This window comes from Spirochaetales bacterium (assembly GCA_016930085.1).
Lineage (GTDB): Bacteria > Spirochaetota > Spirochaetia > SZUA-6 > JAFGRV01 > JAFGHO01.
This window is the reverse complement of the sequence record JAFGHO010000067.1, coordinates 31,170-53,888: the sequence shown is the minus strand read 5'-3', so window position 1 is coordinate 53,888 and position 22,719 is coordinate 31,170. Positions and strand designations below refer to the sequence as shown.

22 protein-coding genes are annotated in these 22,719 nt (G+C 45.5%); 11 read left to right on the top strand and 11 right to left on the bottom strand.

Annotated features, from left to right (window positions below; genetic code table 11):
• The first annotated feature begins 243 nt into the window (after nt 1–243).
• From JW881_12120 to JW881_12110, 3 genes are all read left to right on the top strand, one after another.
• Nucleotides 244–3,537, top strand: a complete 3,294-nt coding sequence (locus JW881_12120) for a response regulator (GenBank protein MBN1698252.1) — start codon at nt 244–246, stop codon at nt 3,535–3,537.
• Nucleotides 3,538–3,639: 102 nt separating this feature from the next.
• The gene (locus JW881_12115) at nt 3,640–4,497 is read left to right on the top strand and encodes a carbohydrate ABC transporter permease (protein ID MBN1698251.1); all 858 of its coding nucleotides are present in this window, start codon (nt 3,640–3,642) and stop codon (nt 4,495–4,497) included.
• Nucleotides 4,498–4,507: 10 nt separating this feature from the next.
• Nucleotides 4,508–5,464: a sugar ABC transporter permease gene (locus JW881_12110; GenBank protein MBN1698250.1), complete on the top strand. Its 957-nt coding sequence runs from the start codon at nt 4,508–4,510 to the stop codon at nt 5,462–5,464.
• A 193-nt stretch (nt 5,465–5,657) separates the two neighbouring features.
• Here the strand turns inward: JW881_12110 and JW881_12105 are convergent, their stop codons facing one another.
• The 6 genes from JW881_12105 to JW881_12080 all read right to left on the bottom strand — a co-directional run bounded on the left by JW881_12105 (nt 5,658) and on the right by JW881_12080 (nt 9,439).
• Nucleotides 5,658–6,023, bottom strand: coding sequence for a PilZ domain-containing protein (locus tag JW881_12105; GenBank protein MBN1698249.1), 366 nt, complete (start codon nt 6,021–6,023; stop codon nt 5,658–5,660).
• Nucleotides 6,024–6,510: 487 nt separating this feature from the next.
• Nucleotides 6,511–6,813, bottom strand: coding sequence for a PilZ domain-containing protein (locus JW881_12100; GenBank protein ID MBN1698248.1), 303 nt, complete (start codon nt 6,811–6,813; stop codon nt 6,511–6,513).
• Between the two features lie 320 nt (nt 6,814–7,133).
• Complete coding sequence (locus JW881_12095; GenBank protein ID MBN1698247.1) at nt 7,134–7,541, bottom strand: FHA domain-containing protein; 408 nt, start codon at nt 7,539–7,541, stop codon at nt 7,134–7,136.
• Nucleotides 7,542–7,711: 170 nt separating this feature from the next.
• Nucleotides 7,712–8,047 carry a PilZ domain-containing protein gene (locus JW881_12090; GenBank protein ID MBN1698246.1) on the bottom strand — a complete coding sequence of 112 codons (336 nt, stop codon included), beginning with the start codon at nt 8,045–8,047 and terminating at the stop codon, nt 7,712–7,714.
• 58 nt (nt 8,048–8,105) lie between these two features.
• Nucleotides 8,106–8,675, bottom strand: coding sequence for a hypothetical protein (locus tag JW881_12085; protein MBN1698245.1), 570 nt, complete (start codon nt 8,673–8,675; stop codon nt 8,106–8,108).
• A gap of 83 nt (nt 8,676–8,758) precedes the next feature.
• Nucleotides 8,759–9,439, bottom strand: coding sequence for a hypothetical protein (locus JW881_12080; protein ID MBN1698244.1), 681 nt, complete (start codon nt 9,437–9,439; stop codon nt 8,759–8,761).
• Between the two features lie 202 nt (nt 9,440–9,641).
• Between JW881_12080 and JW881_12075 the strand changes: the two genes are divergently transcribed.
• From JW881_12075 to JW881_12055, 5 genes are all read left to right on the top strand, one after another.
• Nucleotides 9,642–10,115 carry a hypothetical protein gene (locus tag JW881_12075; GenBank protein MBN1698243.1) on the top strand — a complete coding sequence of 158 codons (474 nt, stop codon included), beginning with the start codon at nt 9,642–9,644 and terminating at the stop codon, nt 10,113–10,115.
• Between the two features lie 192 nt (nt 10,116–10,307).
• Nucleotides 10,308–10,964 carry a DNA repair protein RadC gene (gene radC / locus JW881_12070; GenBank protein MBN1698242.1) on the top strand — a complete coding sequence of 219 codons (657 nt, stop codon included), beginning with the start codon at nt 10,308–10,310 and terminating at the stop codon, nt 10,962–10,964.
• Between the two features lie 132 nt (nt 10,965–11,096).
• On the top strand, nt 11,097–11,624 hold the full coding sequence (locus JW881_12065) for a hypothetical protein (protein ID MBN1698241.1): 528 nt from the start codon (nt 11,097–11,099) through the stop codon (nt 11,622–11,624).
• Between the two features lie 438 nt (nt 11,625–12,062).
• The gene (locus JW881_12060; protein MBN1698240.1) at nt 12,063–12,578 is read left to right on the top strand and encodes an Hsp20/alpha crystallin family protein; all 516 of its coding nucleotides are present in this window, start codon (nt 12,063–12,065) and stop codon (nt 12,576–12,578) included.
• Nucleotides 12,575–12,718 carry a hypothetical protein gene (locus JW881_12055; protein MBN1698239.1) on the top strand — a complete coding sequence of 48 codons (144 nt, stop codon included), beginning with the start codon at nt 12,575–12,577 and terminating at the stop codon, nt 12,716–12,718. The genes JW881_12060 and JW881_12055 overlap by 4 nt, the downstream gene beginning before the upstream one ends.
• A 77-nt stretch (nt 12,719–12,795) precedes the next feature.
• Here the strand turns inward: JW881_12055 and JW881_12050 are convergent, their stop codons facing one another.
• Nucleotides 12,796–13,605, bottom strand: a complete 810-nt coding sequence (locus JW881_12050) for a polyphosphate kinase 2 family protein (protein ID MBN1698238.1) — start codon at nt 13,603–13,605, stop codon at nt 12,796–12,798.
• A gap of 320 nt (nt 13,606–13,925) precedes the next feature.
• Here JW881_12050 and JW881_12045 point away from each other — a divergent pair, with 320 nt between their 5' ends.
• Complete coding sequence (locus JW881_12045) at nt 13,926–14,093, top strand: hypothetical protein (GenBank protein ID MBN1698237.1); 168 nt, start codon at nt 13,926–13,928, stop codon at nt 14,091–14,093.
• A gap of 141 nt (nt 14,094–14,234) precedes the next feature.
• Here the strand turns inward: JW881_12045 and JW881_12040 are convergent, their stop codons facing one another.
• Nucleotides 14,235–14,531 carry an HPr family phosphocarrier protein gene (locus tag JW881_12040; protein ID MBN1698236.1) on the bottom strand — a complete coding sequence of 99 codons (297 nt, stop codon included), beginning with the start codon at nt 14,529–14,531 and terminating at the stop codon, nt 14,235–14,237.
• Nucleotides 14,532–14,931: 400 nt separating this feature from the next.
• Between JW881_12040 and JW881_12035 the strand changes: the two genes are divergently transcribed.
• Together JW881_12035 and JW881_12030 are read left to right on the top strand one after the other, a co-directional pair.
• Nucleotides 14,932–15,516, top strand: a complete 585-nt coding sequence (locus JW881_12035) for a sigma-70 family RNA polymerase sigma factor (GenBank protein ID MBN1698235.1) — start codon at nt 14,932–14,934, stop codon at nt 15,514–15,516.
• Nucleotides 15,513–17,645 (top strand): VWA domain-containing protein, encoded by a 2,133-nt coding sequence (locus JW881_12030; GenBank protein MBN1698234.1) that lies wholly within the window; start codon nt 15,513–15,515, stop codon nt 17,643–17,645. The genes JW881_12035 and JW881_12030 overlap by 4 nt, the downstream gene beginning before the upstream one ends.
• Nucleotides 17,646–17,867: 222 nt before the next feature.
• On the opposite strand, the gene JW881_12025 is transcribed toward JW881_12030, so the two are convergent.
• The 3 genes from JW881_12025 to JW881_12015 are packed head-to-tail and all read right to left on the bottom strand — an operon-like array spanning nt 17,868 to nt 22,620.
• Nucleotides 17,868–20,204, bottom strand: a complete 2,337-nt coding sequence (locus tag JW881_12025; GenBank protein ID MBN1698233.1) for a hypothetical protein — start codon at nt 20,202–20,204, stop codon at nt 17,868–17,870.
• A gap of 60 nt (nt 20,205–20,264) precedes the next feature.
• Nucleotides 20,265–21,437, bottom strand: a complete 1,173-nt coding sequence (locus tag JW881_12020) for a hypothetical protein (GenBank protein MBN1698232.1) — start codon at nt 21,435–21,437, stop codon at nt 20,265–20,267.
• A gap of 52 nt (nt 21,438–21,489) precedes the next feature.
• Nucleotides 21,490–22,620 (bottom strand): Fic family protein, encoded by a 1,131-nt coding sequence (locus JW881_12015; protein ID MBN1698231.1) that lies wholly within the window; start codon nt 22,618–22,620, stop codon nt 21,490–21,492.
• Between the last annotated feature and the right edge of the window lie 99 nt (nt 22,621–22,719).

The following is a 22,719-nucleotide window of genomic DNA, read 5'->3' as shown; positions in this document are numbered from 1 at the left end:
AGGATAACGGGGCGGCCGTTCCGGCGGAATATCCCGGACCGGTTTTTAATTTGAAATTCATCCCAGGCTGAACTATACTATGAACCGTAACCGTCACGCGGATGAATCTTTTGGCGATACAAAAGCAGATGCTATAGCTCGCCGGATACCGGTTTTTTTATTACCTTACTGACAAACAATGACTGCTTTTTCTTTTTTTTTTAGTCGATACAATAGTAAGAGTGTTTGAGGGGGGTGCCGTCGATGAATAAGGGGAATCTCGTCATATTTCTTCCCGTAATCCTCATATTCCTTGCGTTTTCCGGATGCGATTCCGGTATCGGGGAAGATATTGAAGCGCAACGGGGGGTCCTTGACCTTCAAAATATCGATTTCAATATGGACAGCCCCGTATCGCTGAAAGGAGAATGGGAGTTCTACTGGAACCGACTGCTTTCACCCGGAGATTTTACCGGAGGAGAAAGACCGCAGATGACCGGCTATTTCCATGGCCCGGGATTCTGGAACGAACAGAAAGATATAAAAAAAATCTATCCGGTATTCGGTTGCGCGACATTCAGAATGAGGGTCGATCACAAAGCCGGTATCGGACTCATCGGAATATACGTCAAGGAGATCGATACCGCCTACCGCCTTTATATCGACGATATACTTCTGATCCAGAGCGGAACGATCGGTACCACGGCGGAAACACACAAACCGGATATTCTTCCGCGGGCCGAATATTTTACGCCGCAGCGCAGCGGGTTTACCATTATTCTTCAAATCAGCAATTTCAGCGACAGGCACGGCGGTTTTACACCGATTGTCATGGGACGGAAAATACAGATCGAACAGCTGCGTTCCCGTAATCTTGCCATGGAAATGATTCTTTTCGGGAGTTTTCTCATTATGGGGCTGTATCATCTTGCCCTCTTTTTTCTGAGAAAAAAGGAAAAGGGGCCCCTCTTTTTCGGGCTTTTCTGCCTGTCCTTGAGTCTGAGAACCATTTTAATGGGCGAACGGTTTCTTTATACCATGTTTCCCGGTTTGTACCATTTCCTGCTGGCCACAGAATTCCTCACCGTGCCGGCTGCCGCCGTCTGCTTTTCTCTCTATTTTCACTCCCTCTATCCGTATACATGGTACAGGTACCTGAACTATGTCTTCATGGGAATAAGCGGCCTCTTCAGTTTTTCGGTCGTACTGCTTCCGGTTCACGTGTATTCGGAAATCATGCCGTTCTATCAGCTCTGCATCATCGCGGTGGGAATGGCGATTATCGCGGGGCTCCTCATCGGTATCGCAAAAAAACACAAAGGTGCGTTGATTTTTCTCATCGGATTTCTCATTTTCTTCGCGACGGCGGTCAATGATATCCTCTATTATTTCAATATTCTGAAAATCGGTTACTTTCTTTCCGTAGGTCTGTTTATATTCATTTTCTTCCAGTCGGTGCTTCTCTCGCTTCGTTTCCTCGAAGCCCTGACATCGGTCGAACGGCTTTCGGAAAAACTCGTTTCTCTTGACAAACTCAAGGACGCCTTCCTCGCGAACACCAGCCACGAGCTTCGCACCCCCCTCTACGGGATAATCGGACTGGCCGAATCGCTTTATGAAGGGACAAGCGGAAAACTTAATGACACACAGGCAAGGACCATATCACTGATCATATCGAGCGGCAGGAGACTCGCCAATCTGGTGAACGATATTCTCGATTTCTCGAAAATGAAAAAGAAAGAACTGGTGATTCAGAAAAAACCGGTCGATCTGCGGGAGGTATGCGACGTGGTATTCGTGTTTTCGCGGCCAATGGTCGCGCAGAAGGATATTTCGCTTGAAAACAATATCCCGAAGGATTTCCCTTTTGTTTATGGCGACGAAACGCGGCTGCAGCAGATAATGCACAACCTGATCGGTAATTCGATCAAATTCACGGAATCGGGCAGGATCACCGTTTCCGCTGAACAAAGAGGTTCGGAAGCCTTTATTACCGTCACCGATACGGGTATCGGGATTCCGCCGGACAAGCTCGACCGTATATTCGAATCATTCGAACAGGTCGACACGAGCCTCTCGCGGCCGTACGGAGGAACGGGCATCGGCCTTTCGATTACAAAACAGCTCATCGAACTCCAGGGCGGCGCGATAACCGTCGATTCCGTCGTGGGGAGGGGTTCTTCGTTTACCTTTTCCATTCCCATAAGCAAGGTCCAGCAACGGGAGGAGGATGAGATAAAGGCCTCCCGGTTCGTCGATATGAGCGAATACGAGGGCGACCTGATTCCGGTCGAAGATACCGAAACCCTCGTTCTTACGGCAAAAGCGATAAAGGTCCTCATCGTCGACGACGAACAGGTGAACCATGAGGTCATCAAGACCCAGCTCGATCCGGATCAGTTCGAACTCGTCCATGTCTTGAGCGGAAAAGACGCCCTCAAGCGGCTTCAGGAAGACACCTTCGATATTGTTCTCCTCGATGTCATGATGCCCGGAATGTCGGGGTATCTCGTCTGCAAAAAGATCAGGGAGAAATTCGAAAAACATCAGCTGCCGATTATCATTTTTACGGTGAAAAACCTCGTATCGGACCTCGTCGAGGGTCTGTCCGCCGGGGCCAACGACTACATCTCGAAGCCGGTTCACAAATCGGAATTGATCGCGCGGATAAAAACCCACGTCCAGCTCGCCAAGATCAATATCGCCTACAGCAGGTTCGTTCCGAACGGGTTTCTTCGCCTTCTCGGCCGTGATTCGATCGTCGAGGTGGAACGTGGCGACCAGATCCAGCGAGATATGACGATCATGTTCTGCGATATACGCTCGTTTATGTCGCTTTCCGAAAGCATGTCGCCGAAACAGAATTTCAATTTTCTCAACTCCTATTTCGAGAAAATGGGCCCGTCGATACGAAAATACAACGGCTACATCGACAAGTACATCGGGGACGGGATCATGGCGATTTTTCCCGGCAATCCCGAAGACGCCCTGAAGGCGGCGCTCGAAATGAAAAAGATGGTCGCCACGTACAACACATTCCGCGTCAAATCGAAATATTCGCCGATCCAGATCGGCATCGGGATTCATAACGGTCCGATCATGCTCGGCACAATCGGCGACGAATACCGGATCGAAGGCACGGTTATCTCGGACTCGGTCAATGTCGCCGCGCGCCTCGAGGCCCTGACAAAGGCGTACGGCGGTTCGATCATCATCAGTTCATCGATCTTTTTTTCACTCCAGGACCCGAGCATTTATTTTTACCGCTTCCTGGGGCATGTGCAGGTAAAGGGGAAGCGCGATTCGGTTCCCATCTATGAAATCTTCGATAACAGCGAAAGCGGGCAGATCAAACAGAAAACCAAGGATTTCTTTGAAAAAGGCCTTCTCGCCTATTTGAGCAGGGACTTCGTCCTCGCGGAGAAATATTTCGATTCCGTTCTCGACATCGATTCATACGACAGGGCGGCCCGGTTGTACCGGGACCGCGCGAGAGAATACGCCGAAACGGGGGTGCCGGAGGATTGGGAAGGCCAGGAAAAAATCGACATAAAATAGGATAAAATATTTTTAAGTAAAATGATCTGGCCATACGATATCGTTTATGCTATACTTGAAATCGACGCGCATCAAAACCTTAATGCCATTAAGGAGTAATCGATGAAGAACATGTTATTGAGGAAAACAGGATTTTACATACGAAGGACCATTTTATACATCTTTCTCACGCTGCTTCTCGTCATTTTCGCATTTCCCTTTTATGATGTTTTTATTCTCGCGACCAGGGACCTCAAAACCATATTCAGTATCCCGCCCCCATTCACTCCCGGTGACAAACTTCTCGTCAACTGGGGTATCCTTTTCGAACAGATACCCTTTGCCCTCAATTTTTTCCATAGTGTCATTATCGCCGTATTGCAGACATCGACGGTTATATTTTTCTGTACGATGGGCGGATTCGCCCTGGCAAAATATAATTTCAAGGGAAAGTCGTTTTTCTTTTCCTTTATATTGCTTACCCTTATGATTCCCCCACTCCTCGGAATTATTCCTGCATACAGACTCATGCTCTGGTTCGGGTGGCTCAACACCTACTGGCCAATGTTCATTCCGGGCATGGCGAACGCCTTCGGCATTTTCCTCATGACACAGTTCATCACGACAACGGTACCGTCGGACCTGATGGACGCGGCCCGGATCGACGGCCTGAACGAGTTCTGGATTCTCCTGAAAATAGGGTTCCCCCTTTCGATGCCGGGTATCGCGGTTCTGGGAACGATAACCTTTGTCGGCTCATGGAACAATTTTCTCTGGGCCCTTCTCATGCTGACAAAAGAAGAAATGAGAACGATACCGCCCGCACTCTCCGCGTTTCAGTTGAAAGCGGAAATCGCGGGTCAGGGCTACGGGGCCAAAATGCTCGGAAACGCGCTGGCGATTATCCCGCTTCTGCTTGTCTTCATTCTTTTCTCGAAAAAAATCATCTCCAATTTTCTCGCGGGAAGCCTGAAAGGATAGGAGGAACCGAATGAAAAAAAAACAAACCATTCGTGTGCCGAGATTGCTTGCCAGATTGAGTCTCAATCAGCAGCACCTTGCGCCGTATCTTTTTTTATCCCCCTTCGTCCTTCTTTACCTGATATTCGGATTCTTCCCGAATATTTTCGCGTTTTTCCTTTCCCTTCAAAAATGGAGCGGCATGGGACCGATGGAGTTTGTCGGACTCAGGAATTTCGGACAGCTTCTCTTTGAAGACAAATTTTTCTGGCAATCCCTCTATAATACAGGGTGGCTGCTTCTTTTCGGTTCGTTTACACAGCACATAATCGCGATTCCCCTGGCGATTATCCTCAACAACAAGACGCTCAAGGGAAGGGATTTTTTTAAAACGGCCTATTTCCTCCCCTTTATAACAAGCGCCGTTTCCGTCGCCATTATCTTCAATTACGTTTTCGGAAACAATTTCGGCCTTCTCAACTATGTTTTCGAGGCGATCGGGTTACCGCGAATCGACTGGCTGGGGAACAAGGAGTATATAAAGCCCTCGATAGCGATCATGGTAAACTGGCGGTATATCGGGTGGAATACGGTCATTTACCTTGCCGGACTTCAGGCGATTCCGGAAGAGTTGTATGAATCTGTCGAGATAGACGGGGCGAACACCCTTCAGAAACATATATACATCACACTCCCGCTGCTTATACCGATTATTTTCTTTGCAGTCACGCTGAGTATTATTGGGGGGATGCAGCTTTTCGACGATCCGTACATGCTCACCGGCGGATACCTCAACATGGGGGGAACGGGAAGCGCGGGACTTACATCGGCATTCTACATCATGTGGCTCCTCCAGCGGGCCCAGCGATACGGGAAGGGAAGCGCCATCACCCTCCTCGTCTTTCTCATCATTATTGCCATGACGGTCGTCAACAGGTTAGTCACGGGCAGGCTGCAGGAAGATGAGACGGTAAAAAATATAAAATAGCGGTGTATCGCGGGTAAACGGAAGTATCGTATGTAAAAAAGGGGTTGGCTGCCCCGGTTGAAAAAACCGCTTTATAAGCCAACCCCGGGATTTCGGTCGGACATTGCATCCTGTTGTGAGTTGCCCTGGATTCGGCGGTGGAAATCCATCCGCGGCAACCATCCCGTTATCCGGAATTTCTTCCCGGATAGAATTAGCGGCAGACTACTCCTTTCTCCTTCTTTATCATCTTCTTGATATATTTTCTTAATTTTTCACGATCATTACTGTTGATGCTGATAAACTCAACCCCGCTTTTGTAATAATTGTTGAACCGGTTGCACCACACTACCTTTCCCAGAACATTGATCTCTTCGCCGCCGGGAAGCATCAACATCCTGCTCAAATACTTCCCGTTGCTGTACGGTTCCGCAGTGATGATACAAATACCGTTTTGACTCACATTTTCGGTCTGGATTTGTTGATTTTTTACGCTTGAAAGAATGACATCCAGTTTTACACGCGGAAAACTTCTATCTTCTTTCAATAGTAATTCCTCCTCTCCTTGATATATAACCATAATGTTCTATCCTGCCGGATAAAACCCCGGCTACACCTGCATGTCGCTTCTCCCCGGCCCCTCCCTTCACGCGGTGGTCTTTCCTTCTTTCATCAAGACCTGTGAAAAAGCGTCATGTCGATGGCTTTATTGCTATTGCGTTATGTCATTAGGTTTCTCGACTCCTTCCTGCACACACCCAATTCTCTCCATATACAGGCAGTTATCCCGATGCACCAGTCGCAGATATTCATACCGGTACGGCGGTTCTCTCCCGTATATCCTTGCCCCATACATACACGGCGCGGCTTCTCTATTACCACGCCACGAACCCCCACTAATATTGTTGTTCATGCATTTCCATTATTCAAGAGGAAAACAGACTTTTTTACATGATTTATACCGGTACCGCCGAAACACCGTGCTTTCCGGTTGTGTCTTTCGTTCAAAAAACAATAAAATGCCGGAAAAAAATCCACCTTTCTCCTCCGGACAATTCTCCGACGGCCTATGACCCGATATACTCTTTCAGCTTCCGCACATTAAAATCATCCAAACAGAAGAAGGAAATTCCGTTTTCATAGACTCCTTCTCCCTTTTTTCTGCACCATACAGACTCGCCGATCACCTGAATCATACCCTTTCGGGAAAGCGAAACAACCAGGAAAAGTAATGTACCCTTTGAGATAAAGTGGTCGGTGGTGATACAAAGCCCACCCTGGCTGATATTCTTGACCTGTGCCCTTTTGTCACTCGAATAATTGGCATAGGTATCGAGGCTGACCCTCTCAAATCGCCGTTTTTCTTTCATACGAATGTTCCCGGATTCAGAATCATAAGGATACTTGACATTATACCGCACACATAAACTCCTTTATTAAACGAACGTTCCCGTTTTATCCATCACCGGACATGAGTAATTAATTTTTCTGCTTTTTTCGTATTAAAAGATAAAAACAGGGCGCCCCACTTCACGGCCCCGTTACTTTTTCTTCACATTTTCCGTCCGATTAAAATATACTAGTTTTATTTACAAACGGCCATAAGAATTTCCCGAAAATGAGGCGTAATCGGGCATTATTTCCTAAGGATCCTTCCCAAAACCTGCACGGTAAATTTGGGGAAGTGCCCTCATTTTTCTTCTATCTGCTCTTCGAGATAAAAACGGATAATCGTGTCACCGATAACGATCCTGTCTCCATAAAGCAGGTGTTCTTTTTTTTTGAGTTTTTTCCTGTTGATAAAGGTGGCGTTCGTCGAATGTAGATCTTCAATACAAAACCTGCCGTCTTCACCACTCGTAATTTTGCAGTGCTCATTACTCACAAGCGGATCGTCAATCGTAAAATCACAGCTTTTATTGCGCCCGACGACAACCTCACGTTTCCGGATAACAAAGGCATTTCCGAATTCTTTCTCCGAAAGTACAAGAAGAACGGCTTTATTGAGCAGCAATTCCGAGCTTTTGATCGTTTTTTTTCTGCCGCCCGTGAGGGTGCTTACCTCATCACGCTGATGTTCTTGTTCGGCATTTCCCATTTTCACCCGCCTTTACTCTTCACATTGCATTTATTGTCAGGATACTAATTCAGAAAACGATTTTAATCAAGACAAAAATAAAAGATGAATATTCATATTCCAATACCAGTCGGGTATTCTCAAGCCGGATTGGGGGAAGTGACGATGCCGTAACATGCCCTGCCTGTTCGTCAGCAAGAGGATCCGTTCCCCTTCTCCGCATTATATCCCCTGATAAAGTCATCCAGCTTATTTTTTTCATTCGGGTTTATATTATAAAACTCGATTCCATTCTCGTATTCATCCGGTTTGATTTTTCTCTGCCAGATCACTCTGCCCAATGTTTCAATCGTTGTAGTATCCGGAAGGGTAATAAGGAGATTCAGATAAACTCCGGCATGAAAGGGGATATTGGTGATGATACAGATCCCGAGCAGACTGATATTTTTGGCGCGGGCCCGCGCTTTTTCCGAGAAATTCACCAATACATCAAGCTCCAGCCGCCGGAAGCGTCTTCGTTCCCTCATTTTTCACTGCTCCTCTTTATAAAATAGATATAAAAGAAGAAATCGCCATAAGCAATCATTACCGGTGTATATCGGTGGCGATAAGTACTTTCTCAATGACGAGAATATCGAAAATAATAACTTCGATAAATCGGATAAGGCCGTTGCGTTCCTCCGTGGTAAGTTTCCCGTCCTCCATGGCCCTGGAATAATCCCTGAAAACCTGCTGTATTTTCTGAATCATGGTATTGCCGTACCAGTGGGCGAAACTGGAAATGTTGAATGTATACCTGTTGCTCATCTTACCCCTTCCGCGCCAGTTGAGCGTGTCGAGCTTTATTTCAAACCAGAAATTATACGAGTTGTCGAGGGATTCGAAATGAAGGGGGGTGTTTAGCGTGACGTACCTGCGGAGAAGTAAAAGCCCGCCGATAATACCGTCAAGGGCACTCACGAGATTCGCCTTTTCCTGACCAATGAGTTCTCCGTCATTCGTAAAATATTTCGCATATAATTTCCCCAGGTTTTTATATTCCTTGAGAAAATGGCGTATCCATTCGGAAAGATCGGACATGTCCTGCAGCACGGGAGGAATTCTCGCTCCTCCTTCCCAGGTACCATTCGGATAAAAAGTTATTTTAGTCGGCATCTCGTTTCTCTCTCTGTCTATACAGTATATACGCCCCCGGACTTTTTACAAGAGACGCTGTACTCACGGTATATCCGAATCTTTCAGTCATTCATGCCGCACCGGGCCGTTTTACCGCTGCAAACGGCCGTTCTTCCGGCACGGAAATACAGCGCACCCTTCTCCTCCCGTTCCGGCTTAAGCAGTAAAGTCACCGTAACGTCCGAATCGACAAAAGGCGACCATCGGGAAAATGAAACCCATTCAAAACATAGTGTTGTCCCGTCGTGCAAGAGGAGGGTTGCATTCGCCCAGAGTGATTCATGGGGACGGAGGTCGAGACCGGATAGGCGGCCGTAAACATGCACCCATCGGTCATGCCACTTTCCGATATCGGCTTTTTTCTCGATAAAGGGGAGATCGGGAATCCTCACGGGTGTTTCCCCGCACGGTTCTTCATCCGGATGTAAGGAGATTGTATCAATGCCGATATGGGGGGCCATCACCTGCTGCACCTCCGGTCCCTGGCCCGAATCGACCGTGACGACCCCGGTAACCGTAATCCGCCTGTTGATAAAACAGAACAATTCCTTTACCGGCCTGTAGGAATGGATGAGCCGGGTCCCGTCGGCGAGCACGATTGAAGCAGCCTGCAGGCGCTTCCCCCCGGGAACCGGCTCGACTTCATACCATCCATCGATGCTGACTGTCATACCGTTATACCGCACCACATCGTCAAAACATCTGCATTCGGGAAGCTGCGGACTTTTTTCTTTACCATTCACCCCGCAGCACCCCGCACCGTTCCCGAGTAAAAAAAAAAGAGCGGCCAGCACAATAGTATTCGTCTCATACGGTCATTGTAACCGATCGGGACTCAAAAAGTAAGAAATTAATATAAAATAACCACAAAAAAAATCAAAATATTCTTTGTAATTTCCTGCCATTTTAATTATAAATAAAGTATGTCATTCAAGGAGGTGTTTAATGAACATTAAAAATGCTGTTGATAAGAAATTCGAGTCGATGTCAATGAGGGAAATCCTCAAACAGCCGGTGTCCGCCATTCAGGGAGTCAGCGAAGGGGACGCGGCAAAAATGAAAGAGGCCTTCCGCATCTCCACAGTCGAGCAGTTCTCGAAACTCAGGTTCGCCAAATGGGCATGGGCGATACAGGAACTGGAAAAAACAGAGAAAGAGGGACACGGAGGAAATGCGAGTTTCAATATCGATAAGGCGGTCGACAAGGCATATGAAGGAAAAACCTTGAAGCAGATTCTCGATTCTCCACTTGAAGCGCTTCAGGGATTGAGTGAACGGCAGGCTGCACTCCTCTATGATGCATTTAAAATCAAGAAAGTAAAACAACTTGCAAGCCAGCGGTTTTTCAGTATAGCACGATCCATCTATTTTCTCGCGCTTTGTGAAGATCCTTCTTCGGATCCGAACTCCAAACTGTAGGGATAAGGGCTGTCCGGGAGATTTCCCGGACAGCTTCCATGCATTACTTTAAAAATCCTCTTCACCTATACCCGATGTAACGGATATGAAAAAAAAAATTCGAAAAATACAAAAAAAAACAAAGTGACGGACACTTTCCGGGCGTTAATAGTCAATGTATATAAAAATCCAGCTTTGAAGAGGAGACGACAAATGGAAGTGAGAGAACTCCCCCTGAAAAACCGGCCCAGAGAACGGCTGGCCGCCCACGGCCCGGCTTACCTTTCGGACAGGGAGCTTGTCGCGATACTGATTGGGTCCGGTATCAGGGGAAAAGGTGTTGCGGCCCTTGCCGATGAAGTCGTACGGCTTATCGATACAACCGGGGGCATCCCCACAATGTGCACCCTCAAGGGAATCAGCGGACTCGGAACGGCCCGGGCGTCCGTCATTTCGGCGGCTTTCGAGTTTTCGCGCAGGATACTTTGTCCCGGACATCATAGGATTAGCTTTCCGCGGGACATCCTTCCCCTTGTCCGCCATTACGCGGACAGAAAGCAGGAATACTTTCTCTGCATCTCGTTGAACGGGGCACATGAGGTGATCGCCGCACGGGTTGTTTCGGTCGGGCTTGTCAACAGAACCGTCGTACACCCGAGGGAGGTCTTTGCCGATCCGCTCGGCGACAGAGCGGCGGCAATCATTTGTGCACATAATCACCCGAGCGGTAATGTGATGCCGAGTCCCGAAGACAGGGAGGTAACCGGTCTTCTCAAAAACGCGGGAAAAATCCTCTGCATCGACCTCCTCGACCATGTGATTTTCTCGCAAAAGGACTATTTCAGCTTTCAGGAAAACGGGATACTGTAATCGGGGATTCGCGAATATGTGTAAAATTTGTATTTTATATATATTCTTTCCGTAATTGATTGAAAATTTATCAGAAAGTGCTACCATTTAAGGCAGGTACTTGTCGCCACTACATTAGTAAGGAGGTTTATTATGCAACGAATACTAATTATCCTGGCAATTCTCTTGTTACCGTTGGCAGCGTTTGCCGATTTCCAGATTGGGCCTACAGCATTTTACAACTTCTATGTTTCAGAGCCCGATGATCTGCCGGGTGCGAAAGAACTCTCGGTGAATGATTTTACCTTTGGACTCGATACCCGCTTGAAGCTGAGTATCTTCCAGGCAGGGGCTTTCGCATTCTTCCAGCCCGGGTATGAAGACGACCCAGGCTCCATCGAGCTGTTTACCAATCTTGGTATTGCGCTTGATATATTCATCTTCAGGTTTGGAGTGGGTCTTGGTCCGAACCTAATCGTCTACCTGGGCGATCCGGGATTCGAGGAAACAGTCAACCTGGGGATGAATCTCAAGCTGAGCGGCGAGGTGATGCTCGGCGGAATTTCCATCGGACTCAATTACCTCATGGATATCGATCTCAGCGAAGATTCAGCCGATATATTCAAGCCGGAAAACATCGAAGGGCTTCTGGGTGTATCGGTCCTCTTCAAAATTTTCTAGCAGTTAAAGGTAAACTGTCAGGCTAAACAAGCAGGGCCGTGTTCATTCAAGCACGGCCCTGTTTTTTTTTCAATAAAGTTGTATACGGAGGCATATTTTTCATACGCCCGTTACCGGCAGGCAGAACAAAAGAACACGGTTTTTCTGCTGATTTTATGTAATTGTGTCAGAATGTTACAAAATTTTAACCGTCTGAATATTCGCGATCGCCAGACTTCCTGCAATTTATTATATTATAATGAAATATCTGCGGATCAGTATCCGGCACGGATTTTGCATATTATCTATGAGGAGCTTTCAAGCACTCGCTCGGGATAATGAATATTTCCCGATTGACATAGTAAGGACCGATAATCAAAGGTAACCGAGATTATTGTGTGTCAAAAAGGGTCGCCTCGTATGGGGGACCGGATAACACGCTTAAAGGAGAGGTGTTGTATGAAGGAAAGCTTTATCTTTGACCTCAACAGAATTCTTGAAGAAGTCTTTGAAGCCGCGGAAAACTTCAGGGATGCATTCAAGAACGGTTTTTCCTGTGGTCCCGGGGAGTTCAAGACCGAATTCCACTGGGACGAAAACATAGACTATTATCCTGCATATTCCTACCCGCCTGCAAATGTCTATCTAACAAATGAAAGGGAAATGGTATTTGAGTTCGCCCTTTCAGGACTCGACGACAAAGGGATCGATCTGCAATTCAAGGGGGATTATATGGTTCTATCCGCCCGAGTCCCTGATGAACTCAAGGCAAAGGAGAACGTGCGCTATTTCAAACGGCGGCTTAAGCTCAAGGATGTAAGCGAACAGAAGTATTATGTGCCGGCCAGCAAGTTTGAACGCGAAAAGGTCACGGCTCAATTGAAAAACGGTCTTCTCCGTGTGGTTGTTCCTCCGAAGGAGGATTATTCATCGGAAGAAGGGATCAAGGTAGATATTATGAAGGAGGAAGAATGATGTTATTCGGAATAATAGTCGGTATCGTTATCGGATATATTTTCAAACCGCAGATCGATACGGTCGTGGTTAAGGCCATCAGGTTCATCAAGGACAAGCAACAGAAAGGAAATCACGATAACGAGAACCAGAATTACTGATGACTGATCGACCGTCATGATCGTTCATGATGTATCGGGAGGAAGAAAACCTTTGGGTTTCTTCCTCCTTTTTTTTCTCAAGGAATGACAATCGATGAGGGATCGAACGACGGTTTCGGGAAACGAAGCTCCATATCCTGCAAGGTCGATTCAACAATCGTCGCAACCGCCAGATCACGAAACCACCTCGTTTCCGCGGGAATGATGTACCATGGCGCATATTTCGTCGAACACCTCCTGAAAACCTGTTCGAAGGCCTTCATGTAATCGTCCCACCGTTTCCGTTCCGCGAGATCACCGGGATTGAACTTCCATTGTTTTTCCGTTTTTTCAAGACGCCGTACAAACCGTTTTTTCTGATACCGCTTTGAAATGTGAAGGTAAAATTTGAGAATCCGTGTTCCTTCATCATGAAGCAGCCGTTCAAAGTTGTTGATATGCCCGTAGCGTTTCTCGATCAATGTGTCGGGGACAAGTTTTTTAACCTTCACGACAAGGACGTCTTCATAATGGGATCTGTTGAAAACACCGATATAGCCCCGCGGGGGAAGGTTTCCGTGAATACGCCAGAGAAAATCGTGCGCCAGTTCGGAAGATGTCGGGGCCTTGAATGAAACAGCCCTGCACCCCTGCGGATTAAGCGGACCGAAAACATGGCGGATCGTCGAGTCTTTTCCGCCGGCATCCATGGCCTGGAAAACAACCAGGAGTGATCTGCCCGAATCCGCATAGAGAAGCTCCTGCATGTCCTGCAATTGTCTGATCAGCTTTTTAAGCTTCCGCTTCCCCTCTTCTTTTTCCATCACGCCTTTGTAAACGGTCGTTCTTTTGTTCAAATCCACCTTTTCATCGGGTTTTACGCATAATGTGTTTATATCGTTATTCAAAAAATTCCACTCCTTTATTGCATCACAGCGTTACTTTTATTATAGCGGATCGTATTCTTTTTTCAAGAAAGACGCTTATCGATCATTCATATCCGGTAAATGCCGATTTTCCGGCAATAGTGATCGCCTGGATGATATCGGGTAATTTTATTCCTTATATAAGGAATAATTTGTATATAAAAATCAGACAAAAGTCTGATTCCATTTGGCACAGAACGTAGTAATTTATAATAGAGCCCCGGGGGGTGAGAAGCGGATGCTTATATGATGCTTACTAAAAAAAGGCATTGATAAACGAAAAAAAAGAAGTTGGAGAAAAAATGAATAAGACTGGTAAATCCGAGGATATCGTACTGTTTTCAATAATAATGAAAGAGATCCAGGAAAACAGTATCAATTGGGAATCGGATGAAGAAAATGAAAAACCGGAAAAAGAAACCCTTGTGAACAGGTCCGGCCGAAAACACAATGCGACTGCCGTCTATTAGAAAACCTGCCTGCCGGACCTGAAAGAGTATCCGCCTGAAGCGCCTGTATTCGACAAGGAGCTTCTCATCCCCTCTTTTTTTTGGAAATCCCGCCATATATCCATAATCGGATCGATGTGGAGGAGTACTTTCTGATTCTCTTTACAACGATCCTTGATCGGATTTTTCCCGGGGAGGAAAATCGAAACAAGTTTCAAAGAGGCAGGCAAGTTGTTTTATCATTTCATCCTCTCCCTGCCCGCTTACCTGAATCATGACCATGTCGCCTTTATGCAGTCCAAGGGCGATAATATCCATAATCGAGGTGAGTTCCGTTTTTTCTCCGTCCACCGATAGAAATATCTTTCCGTTATAATGCTCGGTGTGTTTGAAAATCAAGGCAGACGGCCGGCAATGGATGCCGGCTGCATTGCGTATTATTGCGTTCATCTGGACCATGACGGTGACTGATTCCTCCTGATATCGGTGTAATGAAAACGGGAAAAAAATGTCTTCCGGCAAAATATACCTTTTTTTATCACGGTCGTAAACCTCCTGCGGCAGAAAAAACGGTACCCGGATCAATACAATGATGATTTATAGGCGTTATAAAAAACCGGAAAAGCATGTTTTTGGTGATGTCATTTTTTCCGTGTTACCTTTTTTGCGAATTTCCGTATATACTGCAAGGGATATAAAAAACCGGCGCAGGTTGCAGCCGGGTCGTCTGTAGAAAGGCAAATCGGCCTTTATCATCGACCAATGGCCAGTCGTTGATTAAACAGGCCGTTATCGTGAAGCATCATCGGACCCGGCGAAATATCAGGCATTATCACGGTGCAATAAGGGAGTAGAGGAGATGAAGGTAATAGAATTTCCGAAAAGAAAGACAAAAGTGAAGCGGGACGAGTTCGGGAGCGTCTACGATATGTATGCGGATAAAATATATCGGTTTATCTACTACAAGACATATCACAGGGAAATCGCCGAAGACCTCACGGCAACGACATTTCTCAAGGCGCTCGAACATCTGGCCCAATACGATCCTGAGAAGGGAAGCATATCGTCATGGCTCTATCGGATAGCGCGGAATCTGGTCACCGATCATTACCGAGCTCACAGAAAGACTGTCGACATCGACGATGTATGGGATTGCGCGGGGCGCCAGAATGTCGAACTCGACACGGAAAACAGGGAACATCTCAGGGAGCTGCAAAAGGTGATGAAAAAACTTCCCTCGGAACAACGCGACCTTCTCATTCTCCGCGTCTGGCAGGAACTCCCGTACAGGGATATCGCCCAGATTATGGGAAAGAGCGAAGGCGCATGCAAGATGATGTTCATGAGGGTGATCGCCCGTCTTCGGAAACACCTTTCCGTTGCGGCACTCCTTTTTGTTTTTCTTTTCACCACATTTTTCCAAAAAGGAGGAACCATCGTATGAATGAAACAATACATGCAATCTTGAACGACCTTTATGAGGTCGATCCGTCATTGAAGGAAAAGGAGACCGAATTGAAGAAAATAATCGAAAAACTCGTTTCCTCGAAACCGGATGTCACAATGGATGAGGAATTCAGAAAAACACTCAAAAAAAGACTTCTCAGAGAGTTCACGGACAAATCCCATCCGGTAACCGAATGGCTGGGCAGACACGGTATGAAAATCGCGGTGACCGCGGCAGCGGCGGTTTTCTGCGCCGTTTTCGGTTTTGCGGTTTTTATCCCCCTCTGGCAGACCATGAAAAGCGAAGACACGATAAATACATACACCGGGCCGCCTGAAGGGATGATACCCGGCACGGAAGGAATCGTGCCCGATGCGTTCGACGAAGATATACCGGAGCCGAAAGCGGATAAACAGGAGAGTGAAAACCCGGCGGAAGCGGGCGAACGGGGAAGGACGGCATCGAAAGAAACGGAAAGCTCGGGGAGCGCGGTAAAAAAGGAAGAGAAGGAATACAAACCCGATGAAAAGAAGAAAACCGCCGCCCAGGAAGAAAATCCGCCCTCACCCGGCGAGAAGGGGATATTCGCTTATTCAATGATCGACGAAACATCGGGAATGGACATGGAACTATACGAAGCATCCGCGGAAGAAGAAAGGAAGACGGACGAAAGGATCAAACTTCTTTCAAGCGGTGATGAAGCCGATTGGAATACCGAGGAATACGACAGAATTTACGAGAACAGATTTCTGAAAGCGGTCGACAACCCCCTCTCCACCTTTTCCATCGACGTGGATACCGCCTCCTATGCGAACGTGCGGCGGTTTATCACCGACGGCAGGCTTCCCTATCCGGATGCGGTCAGGATCGAGGAACTCGTCAACTACTTTACCTACGAATATCCCCAGCCCTCGGGCGAGCACCCCTTTGCCTTTTATACCGAAATATCCGAATGCCCGTGGAACACCCCGCACCGGCTCATCCATATCGGCATACAGGGGAAGGAGATCCCGAAGACACAGCTCCCGCCGAACAACCTCGTTTTTCTCATCGACACTTCCGGGTCGATGGAAAGCCAGAACAAGCTGCCGCTTCTCAAAAAGGCCTTCTCCCTGCTCGTCGATCAGCTGCGGCAGGAAGACAGGGTCGCTATCGCGGTGTACGCCTCGGCGGCCGGTCTTGTCCTTCCCCCGACAGCGGGAACGGATAAGGGCAAGATCATCGGGGCGCTGGAACGTCTTTCGGCGGGCGGTTCGACCGCGGGCGGGGCGGGAATCTCGCTCGCCTATGAAACGGCGGAGAAGTACTATAATCCGCAGGGAAACAACAGGGTGATCCTCGCGACGGACGGCGATTTCAATGTCGGTGTGTCAAGCGACGCGGAACTGGTCCGCCTGATCGAGGAAAAACGAAACAAGGGCATCTTCCTCACGATTCTGGGCTTCGGTATGGGTAACTACAAGGATTCGAAGATGGAAAAACTCGCCGACAAGGGAAACGGCAATTACGCCTATATCGACACGGTCTCCGAAGCGAAAAAGGTCCTCGTCGAGGAGATGGGAAGCACCCTGCTTACCATCGCGAAAGACGTGAAAATCCAGATCGAGTTCAATCCCGCACGCGTCGATTCGTACCGCTTGATCGGATACGAAAACCGCGTGATGGCGAAGGAAGATTTTGCCGACGACACAAAGGACGCGGGCGAACTCGGCGCAGGACACAGCGTTACCGCCCTCTATGAAATCGTTCCTTCGATTGGAGACGGCGGCGGGACGGAGCTGAAATACCAGGAAACGAGGATAAACGACGGCGCATACAATACGGACGAAATCATGACAATGAAGTTCCGCTACAAAAAACCGAAAGGGGATACAAGCATCCTGATAGAAATCCCCGTTCGCGATGAGGATATCCCGCTAACGGCCTCCTCCGACAATTTCCGGTTCGCCTCGGCGGTCGCCGAATGGGGACTGCTCCTCAGAAACTCGGAACACAAGGCCGATGCGTCCTATGAGCAGGTGCTCGATCTTGCCGGGGGCTCACGCGGAAAGGACGAATACGGCTACCGGGAGGAGTTTATATCGCTGGTTACAGCCGCCATGCGGCTTGCGGGCGAACATCAATAATCGGGGCCGCCTTGCGGCCTTGATTCCTTTTCATCTGAAAGGGCGGTGCGGGAAGCACGGGGACGCCGGAAAGACGGCCCCAAGGAGGCTTCCTTGCCGCCTTTTTTATTATTCTGCGGGTATTACAAGAAGGATTTTTATACGGCCGGAGTATCAGGGAAGATTGGTTTCTGATAATGGATAGATAAATATAATATTCGTTTCACATGTAAAAGTTTAGATTTAGTCTGTATCTTCCTCACCAGTTACCAATCCGAATTCATCAATAAATATATTTTTAAACATCCTTGCTTCACGTTCAAAAGAACCGGCCAACTCGCGTAATGATGCGGCAAATCGTGCGAAACCTTCATTATCGACAGCATATGCTTTTTCCCTCCATTTACCAGCTATTTCCCTTTCCTGTTTACCTTTTGGATCAACTGCATGAAAACCTCTCGAATTGTATACTTCTGTATTGAATCCCCTTCTCATAGGATCGGCATCCTTTTCATTCAGCATTCTTGCAATATCTTTATCAATCCAGAGTCCCTCTTTATCGGCAGGACAATATACAAGCACCTCACCTATCTTCCTCATAGCTACTTCATAATGTCCGGATTCCCTGCACTTTTCTTTTACAATTTCAAGCCATGACTTAAAATATTTTGATTCGAAATTTCCATTTTCATTCATTCCAGGCGGCCTTTTCCAATTATGAAGAAGTCTCCATGTATTCTCCGCAATATTTTTGCTTCCTTCATTTATATTAATGTCATTTTTTTCTTCTTTGCTGGATTTAAACACAAGTTGAATCAATTCGCAGAAAAACCCAGGGTTTGAAGCGAGTTGTTTCTCAAGAAACTTTGGTTCGGCATCGTGATGAGAATCGAGTAAGGGTAAATATGCCCATTCGATTTTAAAAAGATCGTTTGGATCGGCTTCAGGATCGTTTTGAAGTTCTTTAATAAGTTCTATAGCATTTAAAGAATCTATATAAGCCGATGATTCTTCAGAAGATATTGCATTAAATAAAGCTTTCATTGTACGATCCCTATCTAGTGGCAATTTCTTGTATTTTCTGTAACACAGGCAATCAATTGCTTTTTGAGGTCTTCCTGCCTCAATAAGTTTATCGATTGCGAAAACAAGGTCATCATCTGAATCATATGGATTAACATTAACTTTTTTCCAGTATTGATTTTCATCTTCGTTTAGCCATTTTGTTACTCTATGCCATGTATCGATGACAAATGGCAAACACATGAGGAACTGACAATTATGATCCATGGTCCAGTGAGAGCGATTCAACCCATCAACCCATTCCCATCTATATATACAATATCGATTTAATATATACATGCTTATGAAGCGTTTGATTTTTTCTGTCTTATCCGTTAAAAATTCAGGCAACAAATAAGTATCGATTTCGTCATTTGCTATTGCGCCAAGTGCCCATCCTACCTGCTCAGCAGATTCAACAGTATGTGTAAAAGCTATAATCCCATTAATTCCATCTTTATCCATTATTTCCTGTACAGCTTTTTGTCGTTTTTCATTCAATTTATCATTCTGTTCTTGTATATCACTATTACTTTCATAAAGATAATTGCTTCTATTTATAAAAAGTTCTCTGTAACGCCCCTCAGGGCTTTCAGGTGCAATCTTTTTGGCAGCCGCTTCTATTTTTGATACTGAAACAGCATCCAGAGCCCATTGTGTGTCTGCATACCGCCGGTGCTTTCTGGCACATTGTTTCAAACTTATCCAAATGGGCAACCGTTCATTTTCAGGAAGCGATGTTACCTGTTTTGAAGAAATATGTCTCAATATCCTGTCAAAGGATGATTCAGGCAGATTATCAAGATTTTCAACCAAATCCTTAATCCTGGAAGGATCTGTAACAGCCATATAAACAGCTATATCTGCATATTTTTCAACTTGATCCTGATATTCCTTGTTTGTTACTTTGGGTTTCCAATCTCCAGGTATTGGATTACGCCATTGTGGTTTATATGTACTGGATGAAGTTTGATGTTGTTCAGGAAGTAAATTAATGACCAGTTTCCAGGCAATTCCGGGAAATTCTAAAAGGACAGCCTTGAAAGCGGCGATCCTTGTATCACTATTTGCTTTTGTTTGAGGATGCCATGGCAATAAAATCGAAGTTAAGGAATTAATTGGTCGATTGGCCCAATTCCCGCCAGGATCATGAGATGCAAGTTCTCCAAGAATGACACATGTTCGAGTTATATATTCCTCATCCCATGAAAGAGCTTCCAAAGCCCACCATAATCCGGACAGATAATTACTTCCCAATAATCCTTTTCCTTCCTGTGCGAATAATTCATCAAAAGGGCATTCATTTTGTTGTAATGCCTGCTCCACAGCAGTAAGGAATTCTACGGGCGATGCTTCGGCTAATATTGGAAGCAAATCGTTCAGACTTGCCCAGCGTTTCCAACCGGCTTTATCAAAAATTTCTCTTATCGTAAGAACAGCAACAGCTTCCGGTTTTTGTTCCGTACAATTAATCAACGATTTTGATCTTGTGCCCATCAAGGCAAGCCCTTCTGCCATACCTTTACGTATATCACGTGAATAACTCAAAACCTTTCCATGGATACCTGCTGCAAATCTTTATTCTGGTTTTAAATCAAATTGAGGGTCATATTCCGCTAATACCTTGATTGCACATTCCTTGAATGTATCCAGATTATTGCCAAAAATCCTCGAGCCCAGCATATCCCACAGATTTATTCTGTTTTTTATATTCCAGCGTCCGTTTCGAAAATCAAGAGGATTCTCCGATTCATGAAGTATTTCTCTTAATTTGACTATCCATGATTCGTAATTTTCACCTGCAAGTTTGCCGACAATCTCGCAATCCATTTGATTTTGCTCGTTCCATGCACCTGCAATAACTGAGATTGATAATGGAACAGCATATTTATGGTGTGTCCAGTCTGGAGAAATAGATTCAATCTCTGGTTTTGGTAAATCAGAAGGTATTGTATTGATTTCTTTCTTGCCAAAAATGTTTTGTAATTCCACCGGAAGCATATCCATTGTTATTGTGCCTGCATTTTTGTTTGCCGATTGAACCTCATCGACAATTCTTGTCCATATTGATTCTGCATTATCCTGTGAATACTGACCAATTATAGAATGTAATAGTGACAATGTGACACCGGACTTGATGTCAAGGTCGTAACCGATAAGATTGAAATGTTTAAGAAAATCGAAAATAATTTCATTGGGTATATCTTTTTCTTTGTTAGCTTTCTTTAGATTGAGCTTGAATACATCCAGCTTTTTTTTCTTTTGCTTACTGCTAAATCTTGCCAGTTTCACTTTGGTAAAAAACTCATCTGCATTTCCTGAAGCCCTCGCCCATTCAAGTATCGTTCTTGTATCATTGATATCAGTCACACTGAGAGGGCCGGTAATAAGTGCAAAAACATCTTCATTTTTTGTAAAAATATCCGGATTACTATAATCATTCCATGCGGCCTGTATTACTTCTCTAAAAACCTCTTCGCTTTCGGTTATACTTATTGTATGTTTGATCTGTCCAAGAAGTTTTCGTTCCTTACCCGATGTATCACTCATATAAACGATCATATCATCAGTATTGAATCCGGCAAATCTTCCCTGAAGTTTAATCCTGGTAATCGGGCAGCATGGTAAACATGGAGCAAATCCTCCCGTAAGCATAAGCGCAACAAAAAGCGACTGTACGCGTGTTTCGAAATATATGCCACCTCCACCTGTTGAAAAAGGATTGCTTATTTGTTTACTTTCACTACTCAAATACAAGTCTCCCGGGTTAATAAAGAAGTAGCATATAAAAATATTCTCAAAGTCAAAACATCCTGATATATGACTCGAACAAATAACTTCGATTTCGTCTATACCCTGTGGTCTCGACAAGTATATTTTTTTCTATAAAAATATCTATAATATCGTTTGCGGCCTTTGGAGAAAGACGTGTCATTTCCTGTACGTCTTTTGCCGAAACCAGAGGTTGTCTTAATATTCCATGCAACAGGGCAAGTCCCGTTTGAAGCCGTTTTCCCATCTTCATGATATGATCATGCTCGATCGTTTCTTTTAGTGCAATTATTTTCCTTAGTGTCGCAACGCCGTTTTCCGCCGTATCGATAACGCCCGTCAAAAAAAATCTGATCCATTGATTGAGATCGTTTTTGGTGCGTACAAAAGTCAAATTGTCATAATACAATGTTTTATTTTTATTGAAAAAATCCGAAAGATACAACAGAGGCTTCTCCAGGATTCCGTTAGCGACAAGGTAAAGTGTTATAAGAAGCCGTCCAATCCTTCCGTTACCATCGAGGAATGGATGTATAGTCTCGAATTGATAATGGGCAATTGCTATCTTTACCAGATGTGGAACATGGATATCGCTGTTATGCAGAAATTTCTCGAAATCCGATAATAATTCAGGCAATTCAATATGTGACGGAGGAATAAAAACGGCATCGCCGAGACTTACCCCGCCGATCCAGTTCTGGGATTTACGAAATTCTCCCGGTGTTTTTGTTTCGCCCCTGCTTCCGGACAATAATATCTCATGAGTTTTTCTTATAAGCCGGTTTGATAAAGGCAGCTTCTCAAGGTCATTAATTGCCTGGTTCATCGCGTTGACATAATTTTTCACTTCCTTCCAGTCGTCCCTCTTTTCAGGATCGATATCACTTTCTTCGGCAAAGGCTTCCTCGATATTAGTCCGTGTTCCTTCAATACGGCTTGAAATAACCGCTTCCTTGACAATATACATAAGGATAAACATATCGGTATCCGGCACAAGTCGTGAAAATGAGTTCAGTTCGCCTAGTTTTAACGATGCTTTTTCCAAGATTTCGTTTAGCATAGTATCTGTCCAGATAAATGCACGGTTGATTTTTTCAGGCATAAAATACCGATAATTATCTGCCTTTTTATAAATACCGGCCATGAAATCCTTTGTATCCATTTCTTTCCCCAACATAAAATATAGTATTCCATATTTTACTTTACGGCCTTAAAGTAAAATATAGGATTTTATATTTTACTTTCCATGCAGACATGCACC

Excerpts from the sequence above, each read along its gene's own strand:
- JW881_12120 (MBN1698252.1), top strand. The coding sequence starts at position 244 with ATGAATAAGGGGAATCTCGTCATATTTCTTCCCGTAATCCTCATATTC.
- JW881_12115 (MBN1698251.1), top strand. The coding sequence starts at position 3,640 with ATGAAGAACATGTTATTGAGGAAAACAGGATTTTACATACGAAGGACC.
- JW881_12110 (MBN1698250.1), top strand. The coding sequence starts at position 4,508 with ATGAAAAAAAAACAAACCATTCGTGTGCCGAGATTGCTTGCCAGATTG.
- JW881_12105 (MBN1698249.1), bottom strand. The coding sequence starts at position 6,023 with ATGGTTATATATCAAGGAGAGGAGGAATTACTATTGAAAGAAGATAGA.
- JW881_12100 (MBN1698248.1), bottom strand. The coding sequence starts at position 6,813 with ATGAAAGAAAAACGGCGATTTGAGAGGGTCAGCCTCGATACCTATGCC.
- JW881_12095 (MBN1698247.1), bottom strand. The coding sequence starts at position 7,541 with ATGGGAAATGCCGAACAAGAACATCAGCGTGATGAGGTAAGCACCCTC.
- JW881_12090 (MBN1698246.1), bottom strand. The coding sequence starts at position 8,047 with ATGAGGGAACGAAGACGCTTCCGGCGGCTGGAGCTTGATGTATTGGTG.
- JW881_12085 (MBN1698245.1), bottom strand. The coding sequence starts at position 8,675 with ATGCCGACTAAAATAACTTTTTATCCGAATGGTACCTGGGAAGGAGGA.
- JW881_12075 (MBN1698243.1), top strand. The coding sequence starts at position 9,642 with ATGAACATTAAAAATGCTGTTGATAAGAAATTCGAGTCGATGTCAATG.
- radC (MBN1698242.1), top strand. The coding sequence starts at position 10,308 with ATGGAAGTGAGAGAACTCCCCCTGAAAAACCGGCCCAGAGAACGGCTG.
- JW881_12065 (MBN1698241.1), top strand. The coding sequence starts at position 11,097 with ATGCAACGAATACTAATTATCCTGGCAATTCTCTTGTTACCGTTGGCA.
- JW881_12060 (MBN1698240.1), top strand. The coding sequence starts at position 12,063 with ATGAAGGAAAGCTTTATCTTTGACCTCAACAGAATTCTTGAAGAAGTC.
- JW881_12055 (MBN1698239.1), top strand. The coding sequence starts at position 12,575 with ATGATGTTATTCGGAATAATAGTCGGTATCGTTATCGGATATATTTTC.
- JW881_12045 (MBN1698237.1), top strand. The coding sequence starts at position 13,926 with ATGAATAAGACTGGTAAATCCGAGGATATCGTACTGTTTTCAATAATA.
- JW881_12040 (MBN1698236.1), bottom strand. The coding sequence starts at position 14,531 with ATGGTCCAGATGAACGCAATAATACGCAATGCAGCCGGCATCCATTGC.
- JW881_12035 (MBN1698235.1), top strand. The coding sequence starts at position 14,932 with ATGAAGGTAATAGAATTTCCGAAAAGAAAGACAAAAGTGAAGCGGGAC.
- JW881_12030 (MBN1698234.1), top strand. The coding sequence starts at position 15,513 with ATGAATGAAACAATACATGCAATCTTGAACGACCTTTATGAGGTCGAT.
- JW881_12025 (MBN1698233.1), bottom strand. The coding sequence starts at position 20,204 with ATGGCAGAAGGGCTTGCCTTGATGGGCACAAGATCAAAATCGTTGATT.
- JW881_12015 (MBN1698231.1), bottom strand. The coding sequence starts at position 22,620 with ATGGATACAAAGGATTTCATGGCCGGTATTTATAAAAAGGCAGATAAT.